This window comes from Runella sp. CRIBMP, from assembly GCF_009905605.1.
Classification (GTDB): domain Bacteria; phylum Bacteroidota; class Bacteroidia; order Cytophagales; family Spirosomataceae; genus Runella.
In genome coordinates, this window is sequence record NZ_JAAAKZ010000002.1 from 125,016 (window position 1) to 142,247 (window position 17,232).

At 48.9% G+C, this 17,232-nt stretch carries 21 protein-coding genes; all 21 read left to right on the plus strand.

Translation table 11 applies throughout. From position 1 onward, the window contains the following. Positions 1-25: 25 nt before the first annotated feature. A complete protein-coding gene (locus tag GVN20_RS05625) occupies positions 26-511 on the plus strand; it encodes a hypothetical protein (RefSeq protein WP_166557402.1) in 486 nt (161 codons plus the stop codon). Positions 512-554: 43 nt separating this feature from the next. Continuing rightward, entirely contained in the window at positions 555-1,889 is a 1,335-nt protein-coding gene (locus tag GVN20_RS05630; protein ID WP_166557403.1) for a S49 family peptidase, read from the plus strand. 53 nt (positions 1,890-1,942) lie between these two features. Continuing rightward, positions 1,943-2,923, plus strand: coding sequence for a hypothetical protein (locus GVN20_RS05635; RefSeq protein WP_166557404.1), 981 nt, complete (start codon positions 1,943-1,945; stop codon positions 2,921-2,923). A 66-nt stretch (positions 2,924-2,989) separates the two neighbouring features. Further along, positions 2,990-3,415, plus strand: a complete 426-nt coding sequence (locus GVN20_RS05640) for a hypothetical protein (protein ID WP_166557405.1) — start codon at positions 2,990-2,992, stop codon at positions 3,413-3,415. 32 nt (positions 3,416-3,447) lie between these two features. Continuing rightward, positions 3,448-3,993: a hypothetical protein gene (locus GVN20_RS05645; RefSeq protein WP_166557406.1), complete on the plus strand. Its 546-nt coding sequence runs from the start codon at positions 3,448-3,450 to the stop codon at positions 3,991-3,993. Between the two features lie 26 nt (positions 3,994-4,019). Then, positions 4,020-4,253: a hypothetical protein gene (locus tag GVN20_RS05650; RefSeq protein ID WP_166557407.1), complete on the plus strand. Its 234-nt coding sequence runs from the start codon at positions 4,020-4,022 to the stop codon at positions 4,251-4,253. A 113-nt stretch (positions 4,254-4,366) separates the two neighbouring features. Then, positions 4,367-5,002 (plus strand): hypothetical protein, encoded by a 636-nt coding sequence (locus GVN20_RS05655; protein WP_166557408.1) that lies wholly within the window; start codon positions 4,367-4,369, stop codon positions 5,000-5,002. Beyond that, the gene (locus tag GVN20_RS05660) at positions 4,992-5,579 is read left to right on the plus strand and encodes a hypothetical protein (RefSeq protein ID WP_166557409.1); all 588 of its coding nucleotides are present in this window, start codon (positions 4,992-4,994) and stop codon (positions 5,577-5,579) included. The genes GVN20_RS05655 and GVN20_RS05660 overlap by 11 nt, the downstream gene beginning before the upstream one ends. Continuing rightward, positions 5,579-5,860: a hypothetical protein gene (locus GVN20_RS05665; protein WP_166557410.1), complete on the plus strand. Its 282-nt coding sequence runs from the start codon at positions 5,579-5,581 to the stop codon at positions 5,858-5,860. The genes GVN20_RS05660 and GVN20_RS05665 overlap by 1 nt, the downstream gene beginning before the upstream one ends. Beyond that, positions 5,860-6,552, plus strand: a complete 693-nt coding sequence (locus GVN20_RS05670) for a hypothetical protein (protein WP_166557411.1) — start codon at positions 5,860-5,862, stop codon at positions 6,550-6,552. The genes GVN20_RS05665 and GVN20_RS05670 overlap by 1 nt, the downstream gene beginning before the upstream one ends. Continuing rightward, positions 6,524-8,182 (plus strand): hypothetical protein, encoded by a 1,659-nt coding sequence (locus GVN20_RS05675; protein ID WP_166557412.1) that lies wholly within the window; start codon positions 6,524-6,526, stop codon positions 8,180-8,182. Before GVN20_RS05670 ends, GVN20_RS05675 begins: the two co-directional genes overlap by 29 nt. Before the next feature lie 277 nt (positions 8,183-8,459). Further along, positions 8,460-9,353: an ArdC family protein gene (locus GVN20_RS05680; RefSeq protein WP_166557413.1), complete on the plus strand. Its 894-nt coding sequence runs from the start codon at positions 8,460-8,462 to the stop codon at positions 9,351-9,353. Between the two features lie 14 nt (positions 9,354-9,367). After that, on the plus strand, positions 9,368-9,664 hold the full coding sequence (locus GVN20_RS05685) for a hypothetical protein (protein WP_166557414.1): 297 nt from the start codon (positions 9,368-9,370) through the stop codon (positions 9,662-9,664). Positions 9,665-9,682: 18 nt separating this feature from the next. Next, entirely contained in the window at positions 9,683-10,147 is a 465-nt protein-coding gene (locus GVN20_RS05690) for a hypothetical protein (protein WP_166557415.1), read from the plus strand. 484 nt (positions 10,148-10,631) lie between these two features. Further along, on the plus strand, positions 10,632-10,946 hold the full coding sequence (locus GVN20_RS05695; protein WP_166557416.1) for a hypothetical protein: 315 nt from the start codon (positions 10,632-10,634) through the stop codon (positions 10,944-10,946). Between the two features lie 2 nt (positions 10,947-10,948). Then, positions 10,949-12,310 carry a hypothetical protein gene (locus tag GVN20_RS05700; protein WP_166557417.1) on the plus strand — a complete coding sequence of 454 codons (1,362 nt, stop codon included), beginning with the start codon at positions 10,949-10,951 and terminating at the stop codon, positions 12,308-12,310. Continuing rightward, positions 12,310-13,254, plus strand: coding sequence for a DUF6712 family protein (locus tag GVN20_RS05705; protein WP_166557418.1), 945 nt, complete (start codon positions 12,310-12,312; stop codon positions 13,252-13,254). The genes GVN20_RS05700 and GVN20_RS05705 overlap by 1 nt, the downstream gene beginning before the upstream one ends. 18 nt (positions 13,255-13,272) lie before the next feature. Next, positions 13,273-14,127, plus strand: coding sequence for a hypothetical protein (locus tag GVN20_RS05710; protein ID WP_166557419.1), 855 nt, complete (start codon positions 13,273-13,275; stop codon positions 14,125-14,127). Further along, positions 14,124-14,651 (plus strand): hypothetical protein, encoded by a 528-nt coding sequence (locus GVN20_RS05715; protein WP_166557420.1) that lies wholly within the window; start codon positions 14,124-14,126, stop codon positions 14,649-14,651. Before GVN20_RS05710 ends, GVN20_RS05715 begins: the two co-directional genes overlap by 4 nt. Positions 14,652-14,690: 39 nt before the next feature. After that, the gene (locus GVN20_RS05720; protein WP_166557421.1) at positions 14,691-16,226 is read left to right on the plus strand and encodes a hypothetical protein; all 1,536 of its coding nucleotides are present in this window, start codon (positions 14,691-14,693) and stop codon (positions 16,224-16,226) included. Beyond that, a complete protein-coding gene (locus GVN20_RS05725; protein WP_166557422.1) occupies positions 16,223-17,230 on the plus strand; it encodes a hypothetical protein in 1,008 nt (335 codons plus the stop codon). Before GVN20_RS05720 ends, GVN20_RS05725 begins: the two co-directional genes overlap by 4 nt. The last annotated feature ends 2 nt before the right edge of the window (positions 17,231-17,232 follow it).

Genomic DNA, 17,232 nt, shown 5'->3' on the forward strand with positions numbered 1-17,232 from the left:
TTTGCCTTTTTGTGGAAAAAAGGCAATGTTGAATGATTTGTTGCTGACTTATGACCCCTGCGTGCGGGGGCTTGGCGGCATTGTACAGATGCAGTTCATTCCCCGCGCGGCCATCGCTTCCATGGGCGTTCCTTCAGGGTTGAACTTTACGGGGCCCCTTACCCTGAAAGCTGGTTGGCGGTGGTTTACGGTGGAGATGATGGATAAGACCAACTTCTACAATGAGGAATTTCGCGAAACCCAAAACGGAGCTCTCTACGATATTACGGTGGGGGGATTCTATCCTGATGACTCCTTGGCCACGCTGGAGCTACTGGAGAAAATGTCGCTGTATTATTACCTGGTACGGGCCATGGATTACGAGGGCCGTTGGCGGCTAATAGGCAACCCCCGCGAAACCCTCAAGATGACCAAGCGCTCTTATTCTTCGACAACGCCCGATACGCGGGTGGGCTTCATGATTGAGTTTACGGGTAGTTTTCTACGCCCTGGACTGATCGACGCACGCTAATTCTGTCCTGTGTGCGTGCGCGTTAGCCGTGTAAGTTTGGAGTATGGACAAACGCTTGGAAAGTAATCTGCTGGGCCTCATGTCGGGAGACTGGTTAATAGATCCCCGTTGGGCAATTGCACATCTGGAGGAACTGGATGCCGTTCGCTCGGCTTCGGGCAATACAGAAAAGCCCGTCAAAAAACCTATGCTGAGCCTGATGGCCATGCAAGACGGCGTTTTGGCGGCGCAAAATTCGGGCGAAAATCTTCCCTCTGAAACGGTGGCCATTGTACATATCCGTCAGGTTATCACCAAATACAGCAGTTGGTATTCGGTAGGCAGCAAAGACTATGCAAGCCTGCTGGCCAGTCTGTATGCCAACGAAAAAATAGCGGGCATCATACTCGCAGTGGATACCCCAGGCGGGCAAGCTTCAGGAACGCAGGAGGTCTATAAAATGGTGGCGCAAGCCCCCAAAAGTGTTATAACGCTGGTTGATGGTCTGAATGCAAGTGCAGGCTACTATTATACAGCGGCCTCAAAAGCCATCTATGCCACCCAGGATTCAGATTGGATTGGAAGCATCGGTACCTACGCGATGTATGCCGATTGGGACGCATTCTACGAGAAAATGGGCCTGAAAATCCATGAAATCTATGCTGACCAAAGTACTGAGAAAAACTTGCCATGGCGGGAGCTCTTCAAAAAGAAGGATGACAGCCTGATCAGGAAGGACCTTACAACTTTCAATTCATTTTTTCTTGCTGATGTAAAGGCCGCCCGTGGTGGCAAAATCAAGGCTACGAAAGAAGTTGACCCCTACAAAGGCGGCATTTTTTACGCTAAAGAAGCCCAAAAAATCGGTTTGATTGACGGATTTTCCAACACCGAACAGGCAGTTTCGGAGGTGTTGGACCGTGGCAAAACCAGCTCCAAAAAGAGTTTTTCTTTCACTACCCATAAAAATCAAAAAGCAGACATGAGCTTAATTAACCGCGCGATGGCCTTCATTAAGGGTGCATCGACAGAAGAAAACAGCGATGGATCCGCGCGCGACGCCGCCATCACGGCTCTAGGCACTGTAGCCGAGCAGGCACAAGCCCAAGTGACCACTTTGGAAGGAAAGGTGACGAGCCTTACCACCGAGCGTGATACCGCTATCCAATCCCTTGCCACCGCCAACGCCAAAATCACTGAGCTTGAAGGAAAGGTGACCACCCTGACCACCGAACGCGATGGATTGCAGGCCAAGGTAACAGCCTTGGGCGGCCAGCCTGGAGCAGAGCCGACGAAGGAAGCCAGCGAGAAGAAAGTCGAAGGCGAGGATAAGAAAACCTTTTCCGAAAAGACGGCCAAAAATTCGATGAACCAAGCCGCCGCTGCCTTAGGGTTGTAATAGCCTTGAGCCCAAATTTATTCCTAAACCCACCTTAATCTTTTTCTTAAAAAATGAATATTGTCCTTACCGATGTGGTCACCGAATACGGTGAATACTATCAAAACCAAGGCCAGGGCACTGGTGACCTTTACGCGGTAGCTATGCGCGAATTTGTGACGATGCAGGTTTTTAGCCTGATGATCACGCGCGATACCATCTACAAGGCTGCAAAAAGTACCGTTGGCTCGTTGGTTCAGCCCTTCCAGAAAGGCTTTACGCCGCGCGTAGGTAACCTTACCTTTGAGCCGGTGCAGATTGTGCAGCACCACATGAAAGTGGATGATGAGCTCTCTCCTGATGACCTGATGCCTTCGTGGCTTGGTTTTTTGGCGGGCTCGGAAGTGAAGAGGTCTGAATGGCCGTTTATTCGTTGGTTTTTGGAAAACAAATGGTTTCCGAAAATCGGGGAAGATATTGAGCTCAACGAGATTGGTTTGGGCGTAGCCACGGCTCCTACTCCAGGAACTGCGGGCCCTATCAAAACTTCAATGGATGGGATTCAAACCATTTTGAATGGTCATATCACGGCTGGGCGCACAGTGCCTATCACCATGGGTGCTATCCCCGAAAATGATGCCGACTTTGTGACTTACATGGAGGAGCTCGTGGACCAGATCCACAAGGCCTACTGGCGCAAGGACATGACGGGCTATCTCTCTGAAGACTTGGAACGCCGCTACCTGCGCGGCCATGCCGCTAAGTACGGCGACCGGGCCAGCTCCAACACCAACAAGGGAGGAAGCACCAAGATTGAGTTCACCAATCAATCCATCAAGGGATTGCCTTCGATGAACTTGAAAGCCAATGGCAACGCCTGCAACCGTATTTTCTTCACTCCGAAGGAAAACGCGGTGATGATGATGAATAAGGCCAATCCTTTCCGTGATTTGGACATGCAGCCTTTTGAGCGTGTGATCAAGCTCCTTACCGACTGGTACATGGGCATTGGTTTTATCCTGCCTGAGATCGTCTTCTGTAACGACCAAGAATAATTTTTTTCCTAAACCTACCTAACCCGCCCGGTAGCCTGCTCAGGCAGGCTACCAAATTTTTCAACCATGGGAAAAGCAAACGAAACCCCAGTAACGCTCACCCCTGAGCAAGAACTGGAACTAATCAAAAAAGACCTGGCCGAGTTGGACGCAAAGTATCAACTGCTTTCGGTGCAATCGGTCAACGATGCCAAAGCGGCCAAAGCGCTCCTTGACCGAAAGGACGCCTTCATCAACGAACTCAAGAAGGCTAACGAGGAGCAGGAAGAGCTTATCGAAGAGCTACAGGAGCAAATCAGCGCGCAGGACAATGATGGGCTGAAAATCCCTGGCCCTCCAACGGTGAAATTTGAAGGTGAAACCTATCTGGTAACAGCCCGTAAGTTTAGGCTCAAAGGCGACCCCAAAACGTATGAACTGGAGGACCTTCGGGACCAAGATTTGGTCAGACGCTTGGTAGAGTCGAAAGCGGGCTATCTGGTCAAAAAGTAATCACCCAACCCACCTAAACCCACCTCACGACAATGTGTGAAGTACTTGATATTGTAGAAAATGCCGACCCCTGTAATCCCAACATGGGCGGCACCGAAGATGAGGCATACTACGCCTTATTGTCGGATTTTGAGAGCATACCCGAGCCGCCCCTTTCCAATCCAAGTGTGGCGTTGAAATTTACGGTGACTACCGACCCTGTGTTTAAGGTTGGCAAGTGCTGGCGTAAGATTCAGCTCCACAAAAATTCAGGAAAAGTTTCTTACGAAGGAGCAGGCAACGGGGGCGCAAAGGGAGCACTATTCACCTTTGGTATTCCTGGCAATAACCTGCTTGGCCACGTGCTCAACAACTTGGCCGACAACCATACACCGTATGTGTTTTTGGTAAAGCGCAACAGCACCCCAGCGGGTCGTTATGATTTGATCGGAAGCTTTAAGCACAAGGCTGCTCTTAAGGGCACCAACGACGGCGGTACGCCAGAAGGCGACGGCGATATGTACAACTTCGAAGTGCGCAGCACTCAGAAGTTTGAGGTGCATTATACTGGTACGGTGCAGCTCACCGAAGAAACGTAATTTTTCAACCATAACCGATTAAGGACATGGCCACAGATAAAGCAATCGTCGTCGGCGGCGAGCCGACACCCAAAGCACCCGAACCGATCTATGAAGTTGTTGGCCTCAAGGCCCACGATGGAGAAGGCATATACAAGAAAGGCTCCATCATGATGAAAATCAACGGCGTGGAGGTCGACCTTGCCAAAGCCACTCAGGAAGACCTGAAAAAACTCTACGAGGCAGGTAAGCGATTTGTGCGGATTGCCCCAGCGAAATAGTACGAGGATGGTGAGTAATGAAAAATCGGGGCAGCTGTCCCGATTTTTTTGTTTGTACATTTTTCGAAAAACGTGGTACAAAATAAAGAAGTTACAAAAAAGTACTATAACGAATGTCCTACGAAAAACGCCTTGAAACGGTGGCTCGGCTGGATGCTTGGCTATCCGATCAGAATTATATAACAGGCCTTAGGCTCTTTAGGGAGTGCATCGGAGAGACGGTGCTCTATAAGGCAATGCTGCGCGGGCAGAATTCATTCAACGCAAGGAAGCTCACCGAAACCCTGACGGCCGAGCGCGACCGACTGAAGGCCACCGCCCAGGAGCAGGTAAGTAATGAGCCCTCTTCCGTAGCAGAGCTAAGGCGACAGGCCAGCGGCCTGATGAATGAACGCGCCGCACTCAAGGCGCAGATTAGGGTTCTGAACGACGAGGAGCAGCGACGCATACGGGCGTTTCGGGTGCTGGATATTGGCGATGAGTTGGATCGGATCTATGGCCAAATCGAATTCTACGAAAACAACGGGATGCTCTGGGAGCCGCCCGCTGAAACCGAGAGCGACGAAATGATTTTGCGGCGGTATCTTAACCTTAGAACTTATATCAGCCGAACGGCCAAAGCGGCCGAGGTGGCGATTCTTCCTGAGAAAAGAAAGAGGCTAACGGAAAAACTCAAGGCGTTGCAGGAAGAAAAAGCGCAACTGGAACTCACCGAAACCATCAAAAAACACCACGGCCATGTTGTTTAAACCCGACGAAATTGAAGATTGGGGCGTACCCAAAGTGCAGAAAGCGACCGCGATGGAGCTACCCATCGAGGGAATTGAATCTTTTTTGTCGAAAAAAGCCCAAACCCTTCAGGAGGTAATGCCCGAACTCAAGGCCAATTATATCACACTCTACGCCAGTGCGGGACTGTGGAGTATGCACGATTTGTTGTTTTGGATTCTGGATAAGACCGGGCCTGCAAAGGTAATCTCAGCGACTTGGAGCATGACCGAAGACCCCGCCACCCAAATAGCCAGGCGTTTGCACGAGGGAATCATTCAAGAGCTTCATTTTTTGTTTGACGTGCGCGTGCGTATTCGTAACCCCAAAGTGCTGAGTTTTGTGAGGCACCAAGCGGCCACGTGCCGCCTGAGCGCCTGCCATGCCAAGGCTTTTGTGGTTGAAAATGATTCCTGGAATGTGACGGTGGTCAGCAGTGCCAACTTTACAACCAACCCCCGCATCGAGGCGGGTGTACTGCTAACCCACCCAAAAGCTGCCGAATTTACCAAGGATTGGATAATGAAGGAGATTGAAAAAGGACACCCTTTCGACTAATGGAAGAACTTTCAAAAGAGATATTGGACCAAGTTACCGAGTACGGCCGTCTGCTTTTTTCGGTCGATGATGTAGCCGTAATCATCGGCATCGACAAACAAAAAGCCAGGCATTGGGCCAAATCTCCGAGCCATGCTTTCATGCAGGCTTATCTGAAGGGAAGATTGATGACAGAAGCCGAAGTACGCAAAACCACCATCACCCTCGCCAAGCAAGGTAGTACGCCCGCCGTAGAGCAGGTGAAAAAGTATATCAGGGATTCTAAAATAGAAAATTGCTGATGGCAAAGACCCATAAAGATAACGCCCTGGAGCAACACATCGAACAGTCGTTGGCGACCGGGGAAACCCATGCCGAGATTGTGGCAAGGCGTTTCTACGATGATTTCGATGATATCTATCGGTATTACCACGACCCCACGGGCAAACTTGAGCTATCAGGAAAGCAAAAGGCGCAGCTGAGCCGGTGGCGTTGGATTAGAGAATGGCTCTTACAAAACGAAAACGATACCGACCGTGAGGTGATTCTGGCAATCAAAATGGAATATGAGTTAAGCGAAAAGCAAGCCTACATTGATCTGAAGAATACCAAGCGTTTTTTTGCCTCCATGGAACCAGTCCAAAAGGAGTTTGAAAAAATAATGATGATTGAGCGCCTCAAAAAGCAGTACAAACGCCTAAAAGCCGATGGAAGCATTAAAGCCGAAGCCGTAGCCGCCAAGGTGGAAGAGCTCCTGATGAAAGTGATGGGATTGGCTGAGCCTGAAATGCAAATGCCCGTTCCGGTGGTGGTTGAAATCAAGCAGGTGTTTCAGCCTTCTATTTTGGGCGTAGACGATATTCCTGAAGACCGATTGGCCAAGATGCTCAAGGCTTTTGGGCAGAAGAAAGAGGAAGAGCGTCGCCGTGAAATCGAAGATGTTAGTTTTGAAATGATCTTAAATAATGAACAGCCCCCAAAACAACAGCGTTAACGTTCACTACAATAAGCCTCAGCAGTTGGCCCGTGCCATCGACGCCAAGGACGAACGCGATATTTGGGGGCGCGGTACTGGAAAATCTGAAGGCAGGCTTTCGGTCAGAGCATTAGATATGGCGCAGCAAATGCCACGCTGTTCGTTTGTCAACGTGGCTAATACCTACATGCAATTGCTGGATAGAACACTGCCCCCCATGATTAAGCATTGGCAGGAACTTGGGATGCAGCGCGATATTGATTTTTGGGTTAGAAGGCCGCCAAACAAGGATTTTGGCCTTAAAATGCCCTACATCATGCCTGAAACCATGGAGCATTGTATCTTCATTAGGGCCAACAAAAAGGAAGTGTCCGTCATGCGTCTTGTAAGCCAGGACAGGCCCGCGAGTTCTTCAGGGCTTTCAGTCGATGGCATCATTGGTGATGAGGCGCGGTATCTTAACAACCAAAAGCTTCAGGATGAACTAATCCCGACCAACCGGGGCAATGAGCGCTATTTTAAGGGCTCTCATTTGCATCACAGCACGTGCTATACGACCGATATGCCCAACACTCCAGAGTCGAAATGGCTCATTGAGGAGGAAAAGAAAATGGACACGGAGGCCGTGGAGCTCATTAAGGCCATTCAGGTGCAAGTGTACAAAATTGAAGTATCGGCACAGGCACGTGGCCGATATACCCAAAGCGAACAAGCATCGTTGAAATTCTACAAAAACGAGCTTTTTAAGCTGCGTAAGGACTTATTATACTTTTCGGAAGCCTCTACCCTTGAAAACATTCACGTGCTTGGTGAGGACTATATCAGGCGTATGCGAAAGCAGCTTACTCCTGCGGAGTTTAACCGGGCAATCCTTAACATACGCCCCGCCACGGTTGAAAATGCTTTTTATCCCGATTTGGCCGAACGCCATTTTTATACTGCCTATAACTATGGTATCATTACCAGTCTAAGCGATGACCAATACGGTAAGGGCAATTTTACGGATTGCCGAAAAGACAATGACCTAAATTATAAGAAACCCCTATGTGTAGCCCCTGACTTTGGTGGTAGTTTCAACTGTTTGACGGTAGGCCAGCCAGAGGCGCGTTACTTTAACTTCCTGAAGAACTTCTATGTTAAGAACCCAGAGCGCGTAAGGGACTTAGTGGATAACTTCGATACTTATTACAGACACTTCTCCAAAAAGGAAATCATCTTCTATTATGACCATACGCACTATCAGGACAACCCCGTAGATAAAGACCCCAAGGCTATCCTAATTGATAGGTTTGATGCAAAAGGATGGGATGTTACGGAGCGTTATATAGGTCATACACCATCGTATACTACACGTGCTGAATTGTGGAGTTTGGGTTTATCAGGGGATGATGATAAGGTATTATTGCCCCGTTTCAATAAATATAACACGGAGCAATTGCGCAACTCTATGCAGAATACAGCCATTAAGCCCGGGGCTAAATCTGACCCTTTTGAAAAGGATAAGAGCGCGGAAAAGAAAAAGGACATTGACCAGTTAGAAGCACCCCACCTAGGCGACTCAGCCGACGTACTATACTTTGGTGCGAACCTTGACCACTTCAAACAGTACAACATTGCCCCCGATGCCTATGCGTTAGGCAGGCGATAGCCTGACCCTATGCCCCATCTTGCCCCCGACCCAGCGCGGAGGCCAAAACCGCCTTTTTGAAAATTTGCAATTGCATTTCTACTCAGTGCGCGGCGGGGTTAACTCCGTTAGGGAAAGGGGATTTTTGATACTTTTTTCATTTAACCGCCTGAAAAAAAGGCGTTTAAGTTTGAAAAAAGTACAAAAATCACTTTGACGGTATTGTATTTTTTAGTATCTTAGTTACTGTAAATCAAGCATTTACAGTAATAAACAACAAATTTTAACATTTAAAAAAATGAACAATTCACGTGCAACTCGTGACCTCTATCAGGAGGTTACGGACAAAATCATTTGTGCCCTAGAGGCCGGAACTGTGCCATGGCAAAAGCCCTGGAGTTTTGGCGTTCCTGCTCAAAACCACTTTAGCGGCCACGTTTACCGGGGAATCAATGCCCTGATGTTAAACTATGCCGATTTCAAAACCCCTTATTTTGGAACGTTTGACCAAGTGGTGAAAGCCGGGGGAAAAATCCGCAAGGGTAGTAAATCCGAAACGGTTTATTTTACTGACTTGCTTATCTACCGAAATCAAAAGCGTATTAGGGAACAGGAGTACAAAAACCTACCTAAAAGCGAAAAGGAAAAATGCAAGGTGGTAAAATACCTTCGTGCTTGGGCTGTTTTTAACATGTCGGACGTGGAAGGATTGCCCGTAAAACCTAACGGGATTGTCCATAATAACAACCGGATAGAAGCCTGTGAAGCGTTTTTACAGGGGATTCCGCAAAAGCCAAAAATTACGGAGATTGAGCAAAACCGCGCCTATTATCAAAAGGCTGAGGATTTTATAGTAATGCCCACTATCGGCCAGTTTCACACTTCGGAGGATTTTTACGCTACTCTTTTTCATGAACTCGCCCATGCTACTGGCCACCCGTCACGGCTCAACCGGGACACGCTTACTGCTTATGCTCCTTTTGGTTCTGAAACTTACAGTAAGGAGGAATTAATAGCAGAAATTACGACCTGTTTTGCGTGTAATACGATTGGAATCAGTACGCCCAAGATGGAAACCAATGCGCACGCCTACATTGCAGGTTGGCTGAAAGAGTTACGAAATGATAAAAAGATGGTTTGGGAGGCTTCAACAGCCGCACAAAAGGCTTTTGAATTTATGACCGCTAACTAAAACCCGTTTTTATCATGTCATATCAAATAACCCCCCTGTTTTCTGTGGAAGGGCAGAGAATGGAAGCAATCAAGGAGCTAAAAAAGCACCCTTTAAAAATGGCGGTAGTCCTTGAGTATGAGCAAGAGCGCACCGGGCGAATTCAATACACGTATGAACTTTTGAAAATTCAGTTTTTCAATGTTGGGCAGGAGTGGCCCGCTATGCCCGGTTGGGTTGGAAAAATTCGCGCGGTTGTTTTCCCTTGGGAAATTGAATCCAAAAGCGTTCAGATTTACCACATTCATAATTACGAATCAAATCAATCTTAACTCTCAAATTTTAAAATCATGTCACAAAATATCAATATCCCCGACGAATTAAAGGCAATTGCAGAAGCTAAAGCCACTTTTGTACATATTGGCCCATCAAAACCGAGCGAACCAGAAGCGAAAAAAGTGGTCGAGCCAGAACCTAAAAAAACTAAAACCTCTAAACTGAAAGATACGCCCACATTGCCGATGGACTTCACGCAAAAACGAAACGCCATCAAACGAGCGGAGCAGTTAGAGAATAATTTGAATCGGTTTGAAGGGACAAAAAAACTCCTAGAGTCGTTTAAATTGGAGAGTGAAGAGAATTTAAACAAACAGCCTGTTTTGGTTATTAAGGATTCCGGCTATTCGGGCATAGAATTTAAAACTTCAAATATTGCAGTTATAAAGGAGGTAATTAATTGCATTACCGACGATATTGAAGCAAAAATTGAATTTGTTAAAAGCCAAATTGCAGAGTTTGAACTGCCTAAAATCTAAGTAGTAACGCATCTTTTTTACTTCCCTATCGTTGCAGGTTCGCCCGTAACGATAGGGATTTTTGCGTTGTGACTACTTTCTTGCCGTTCGCACTCTAAGAAAGTAGCAAAGAACCCCGCTCGACACGCCCGCCCCCGCTCGCATAGGATTAGTAAGTAGTACTTCCGCCGCTCAATGCTCAGCTGCGAAGCGGTGTGTTGCAGTAAGTTGGCTCCAAAAAGCCAACACACTCACAACACGCGGCCCCATTTTGACTCCTCATTCCCAAAGCGCTGATGTTTTGGGACAAAACTACCTTACCGTCAAAAACGGCCCGTTTCTGCGTTTTTTAGCCATAAAAAAACCCGTCGGTGCATGCCTCCCACGGGTTTTTGATCAATTCAACAAATTTTAACACGATGAACGTGCTGATGTAAAAATACGACTTTTTTCTCAGGCCTGCAAGTGTCCCATTGCGCGCGCGTTAAGGGGATTACTTTCGGATATGATTACACTGAGAGAAGCCCTTCAGCTGCACATTCGTAAGCCTGGAAGGCCCAATGAATACCGGATGATTAAGCTCGTTTTCTGCACGGCCGACCGAAATCGGGGTACGGGTGGAAAGCGTATTACGCTGCTTGCCGCCCGGCTCACTGGCAAACCAAGCCCGCAGGAAATGAGTGGCCAACGGGTAGCTGATCCTGAAAAACATTACCGAAAAGGCCAAAATTGGGTGAATTTCTACGATGAGCAGACCTTGCAACATTTCCGCGTGCATCTGGATCTGATTGAATACGTAAACGACCTTGAAATTTCCTAGATATGTCTGTCATCGAGCTGGGCCAAAGTGCCTACTACCTTTCTGATCGTAAGATGCTTGTTACGCCCCGAGCAAGCGATATCCCCGGCGCAAAGCCGACCATGGGCGTGGTGGATCGTTTGTTCAACAACAACAGCCAGGACGTGGTGTATTGGGGCGTAGATAACAATTTCCCCAAAAATATCAGGGATGCTAGTTACAAAAACCCCATCATTCCGCGTGCCATCATGTTTCACGCCAATATGCTGGCAGGAGCAACGATTTTGCCCGTGATGAAGGACTATGACGACAATGGCGAAGAAATTCACAAATTGGTGAAGGATGCCGCCATTTGGGAGTATCTCGATAGCCGGTACCATAAGCGTTATATGCTGGAGTCGGCTTCTGATTTGTACTGGTTTCAGAATATTTTCCCTGAAATTGTGATTGCCAAAGACCGTAAATCGGTGGCGTTGGTATCGCCCAATGAGGCGATGTTTTGCCGCTGGGCCGCGCAAAACGAAAAAGGGATATGCACCGAACTGCTGCACAATGCCAACTGGCCACACGCCGACCGCACCCATAAGTATACCACGCCCATTCCTGCCATTGATCCCTACGCCTGGGACGTTGAGGAGGCCGTGCGCGAAGACTCCCGAAACTTCAAGCTTGCTTATCCCGCTTCTTATCCTTCGCCCGGGGCGGTTTTCTACCAGACTGCTTTTTGGGATGGTATCCGTCAGTCGAAATACCTAGAGTTTTTGGCCCAAATCCCTGAGGTCAAAAACCAGATCATGAAAAACAAAATCAAGCCGTCTTTCCATGTGCAATTGCCGATGATGCACTGGGAACGCTGGTTTGGAAAAGCCTGGAAAGATGCCGACCATGAGGGCCGTCGTCGTCTGAAGGAAAGTTATCTGGTAGCACTGGAGGAAATTCTTTCTTCAAAAGACAACGCGGGAGCCGCGTTTGTGACCGAATACGGCAGCTCAAGCGTGGATCAACGCGAGGCCGAAAAGTGGGAAATCACGCAGATCGAAGACAAAACCGCCGACGGTACGCACAACCAAGACAATATCGACGGCACGGTACAGCTGCTCGCAGCGCTTGCGCTAGATCCTGCCCTGATTGGTTATTCTTCAAAAGAATCAGGCACCCGAAACGGTGGCTCTGATAAGGTGCAAGCCCTGCAAAGCTACATCGTAACGATGAAGCCTTTCAACGATATTATACTGGAGCCGCTCCGCTTCAAAGCGCGTTTTGACGGCTGGACGAAAAAATACCCGCGCTTTGATTTTGTGTTCAAATATCCTGATTTGGAGAAGCTGAATCCGAAGCAACAGCCCCAAGAAAAAGCCCAAGAACCCCCTAAAAACGACAAATAATGCCGCTGATCACCACTACCGCCCAACTCCGTGAGTACGTGACCGTGGGGCAAAATCTTTCGATTGGATCCATCAGACCGCAGATTTTTACGGCCGAAAACAAATACCTCAAGTCGTTTATTGGCCAAAAGCTATACGCGCATTTGGTGACAAACGCAGCTGCGGGGCCCTATCAGGATTTGATGGCGTTGGCGCAGAGTGCCGCCGCAAAATTTGCGGTATGGCTCTACATCATACCTGGCGGAACTCAGATTGATGATGCTGGTATCTATCAGGCCAAAACGGCCGATATGTGGCGACTCACAAAGGAAGAAATCGACGAGCTTAGGAAGTATTCGCTATCGGATGCCATGGACGCGCTGGATATGCTCCTTGAGTATCTGGAGGAAAATGCCGCCGCTCCTGCGGATGGTGTGGTCGAGGCAAATTATACCGCTTTTAACTTCTGGCACCAGGCCCCAACCCGCACGCGCCTTATGGGCTTGCTCATCAAAAAAAGCGAAGATTTCTCAAAATACGTGGAGCTCTACCGGTCGTCGCTGACTTTCCAGATGCTCAACACGGCTATGAGCCACGTGGAGCGGCATCAGATAGCGCCGCTGATGGGTGATTATTATAACACAATTAGGGCGATGACGGCCCCCGCTGGCAACGATTTGGCCCTGTTGGAATTAGCACAGGAAGCGCTGGCCAAGCTCTCGGCCGCGTATGGGATGAATCTTGGTTTTCACATCATGGAAAACGGCCGCTTTACCACCTGCCTGCAACCGCAAAAAATAGACACGGAGCTACTGAGCGCCTACAAAAGCGAAGGCGAAAACGCTCTTGAGCGCTTGCGAGCGAAGCTTGAGCAAATCAAGCCCGCTGGCTACGAGCCATTGCCAACGCTCGAAGCCAATACCGCCACGCTCCGCAAGCCTGGCTCTAAGATTATTTTAGCTTAACCAAATAACCATCCTGTTATGTTTTCAATTCAATATAAATTGGCGGGAAATCCTCCTATCCAAAAAACCGCTTGGGGCGTTGAAAAATGGTCGGAAATGAACGAGCAACAGTTTTTGCCTGCCGTCAGGGCCATTTTGATGAGCGTCGAAAACCCCGCCGCTCGGTATATGTTGCCGCTTATCTGCTCCAATATCTCGAAGGAGGATTATCGCAGATTATCGCATGTCCAATCCGCGCAGGTGATGGCGGCGTTTGATCACCTGTTGGAATACAAGGATTTGCCAACTAAATGGATGATTCCGAAGCTGGAGATAGCCCACATCATCGAAAATAAATACCTACCCATGCAGGCACTCTATGGGCCTGCTGATAAGCTCAAAAACTTGGTTTTTGAGGAGTTTATGTACGCCGAAAGCATGATTGAGAAATTCAAAAAGGATAACAATACGCACTTTCTGGATCAGTTCGTGGCGATCCTGTACCGCCCCAAAAAACGAGACAAAAACCTACACGGAGATGTGCGCGAAGCATTCAACCGCCACAGCGTAGAAGAACGAACCAAAAAGATTGAAAAAATAGATAAGGCCTCGAAGGTGGCCATTCACCTAAATTACTTGGGTTGCAAGGCATTGCTCCCGAAGTTATACCCCGCGCTTTTTTCAGATTCCGACCCCAATGCGGGCGCAGCGCGTAGCTCGTTTACCTGGCTAGATATGGCCTACCGATTCGTGAACCATCAGCCGACTGAGCTTGAGACCTTCAAAAAACTTAATCTGCATGAAGTGCTGGCCAGTCTGAATCTGAAGGTGAAAGACGACCAGGCCCTAAAGGCTGAAATTGACGCCATGCGTCGCAAACATTCCAAAAAATGACCCCTACTATAGCCGTTACTACGCATCTTGCGGGCTATGCCACTCAGCTGATTGGCTTGGGAGCACCCGCCGCCCATCAGAGCAATTTTCTGTTTGGTCCTTCGATAGCCGACTCTGACGTGCTGATCAACGCCATGAAAAACAGGGCGGTGTATCCTGCGCTGATGCTGGAGTACCCCGACAATAACGTTGATTATAACAACCAAACGGGCATCGTGGAAACCTTGCAATTTGGGCTGTCGGTGATTGCGTACATACCCGCCCGCGACGATGTTTACAACATTGCCGATGTAATCTACGAAACCTGCAAGCCGTTAGCTGATCGGGTCATTGCGCGGTTACAGAAAGACTCTGACACCAAAAACTTAGGCGTACCCTGTGAGTTTAAGTTGCAATTGCTAAGAAACTACAATGGTAATTGGGCTGGGCCAGTAGCCAACAATGTGTACGGCTATCGGTACGATATTAACATCCGGGTTTTTGGGAGTGATTTTTCTTATAATGCCGCTCACTGGGAGTTGTGATGTCCTACGCGCGCGCACATACGGTGACTAGTTTCGTACATGGCCACGATTCTAGTCACCCCACTTCCTGATGTTGCATTCTCGAAAAATCGGGTATTTGCCACTTTTCAGACCGATAGCATTTTTGCGACCGAAGGCGGCGCTGCCGTCAACAAGATTGTGCTTTCTGGTACCATCTTTTTCAACCGACGAATTACGATTAAGTACGGCAGCGTTACGCAGGAGTTTGTTTGTACAGGCCCGAGTTTTCCTTCTACGGGCAATAATATACCCTCTGGAGCGGGCGACCTTGCCCATGCTCAGGCCATGCTCCCCTACTTTCAGGCAAATTTCTACCTGAATCGGGATTTTACTATGTCGGTGCCCGTCGATCCCCTCAATCCGCGGATTGTTTTTGTGGGCAAAGCAAAAGGCCCTGCTTACAACATGGTGCCAACCATCTACACCAATATCGAGATTAGCGTGGTGACCGCTGGTAGCGTGGCAGAGAAGAAAAAGAATTTGGCCTTAGCCGTGGAGCTTCAGGTATACAATCCCGCTCTCACCGTTTTTGAAAATATCTACGCCGAGCGGATTCCCTACCGTGGCACCCAAATCAAGCTCAACATTGCCGAACTGCTGCACCCTGAGCTCAAGCCTGATTTTCCACCTTTTTGGAGCATTACCGTTCCGTGGAAACACACCAAAAGCCTGAAAAAATACCGCCTCCGTACGGCCGAAGGCTACGGCGATACCTTTGCGCTTCAGCCCCAAGAAACCCACCCTGAGGCCTATGTTCATTTTGGCGGCACGGGATTTCGGCAGGGACTATCCAAAACCCCCGAAGAATGGGTGCAGGGGTTGACGGAGGCCGATGATCATTTTTTGCGCTTGGGCCCCACGCTCCGATACCTTCAGGTGGATGAACCCCAATGGCTTAATTTCCTTAACACACGGGCCGATATTGCCGAGCTTGAGGTTCAGATCAGGATTGAATACGCTGACGATGAAATCGTGACAGTTACGCGTGATGCGGGCGCTCTGGATGTGAATGAGTGCGTTTCCATACCCGTTTGGATCACGGCCCTGGGCCTGCATACAGTTGATATTACCAAGGGTATCAAATCATATTATGTACGCTTGCTAGGCGACGGCGACCCCGTAACGGAAGAGGTTCGCTACGTGATGGATTATGCCTACCGTGAGCACAAGCAGTACTTCGTGTACCTCAACTCTGTCGGTGGATGGGATAGCTTTTTGGCCTATGGCAAAAGCAGCTATGGCGTAGGCTGGACCAATCAGCAAATTCAACAACCGATACCCGCCACTTACACGACCAACGACGCCAATGTGTCCGACGTGGGTAGCGTAATGGTCGATACTTTCACGGTGTCGACGAGCTTCTACGGCTCCGAACAACTGCGCTTTTTACGCGATTTTTTCAACAGTCCTTACAAGTTTCGGTGGGATGCGGGGGTGTGTTTGCCCATATCCATCAAGGGGCGCGATTTGGATGAAGGAGCCGACGGACAAAACCAGTTTAAGCATGATTTTCAGTACCAATACGCATTCGAGAACGAATCTTACGACCAATGACAGAATATCAACCCCCTGCTGGTTTTACGCCTGGTGGTAGTGTAGTGTATACACCGCCAGCTGAACTCCCTTTTGAGGTGGAGTCTGCTCCGACCGAAGGGAGCACCAACCCTATTTCGGCGGGTGCGGTATTTGCGGGATTGGCCGAAAGAGAACCCATCATAGAGCCGCCTGTTGCGGTTCCTGAAGGGAAAGTGCTCAACGGCAACAAAGTCTGGATTGATTTCACTGAGTGGGTGACGGCGGCCTTGGAAGAAATCAACCCAGTAGATCCTGAAGAGCCCGCGCCTGAGGAGATTGACCTTAGCCTCTACCTGACCAAAACCGAAGTTGGCCCCGCCATCGATACGCCCTCGGTGCTTACGCCGCAGGTGGCCACGTTGTTTTCGGCGTTTTCTTACTCGCTACTCAAGACTACTTTCAAGCTGGCCAATGAGGAGGATGCCGATTTTGTGGTGTTGGGTTGCCCTGAGCGCTGCGTCATTACTTTCACCGATACGCACGTTGTGATCAACTGGATACCCACGGCCATCGGGCAGTTTTTTGTGTTTTTTGGCGTCAACAACGGCGGTTTTTTGCATAAGGTTTCTTCCCTCAAGATAACGGTTACGGCGGCTCCTTTCATCATTCCTGAAGGCGAGTTGGTCCTTGCTTCGGCTGCCATCACGGCGGGGATGCTAATTAATATTTGGGACGATGGCGGCATACCAAAGGTTCGGCCCGCGTTGGCCAACTCGCTGAGTACGATAGCGCACGCATTTGCCACTACGAGCGTGGCGGCTGGCGAAAGCCTGGTACCAAAACTTTTCGGCGTAAACGCCATGCAAACGGGCCTAACCACGGGAGAAAGATTATTTCTTTCCTGGACTGTGCCAGGTGGGGTTTCTAACGTGGGTCCTGATGCTGATTCAGGATTCGTGATGCAGCCCGTAGCCCGGGCGATTTCAAGTACGCAATACATTTTAGACATAGATCAGGAGCTTTTAAGAGCGGAGGACGAATAGCC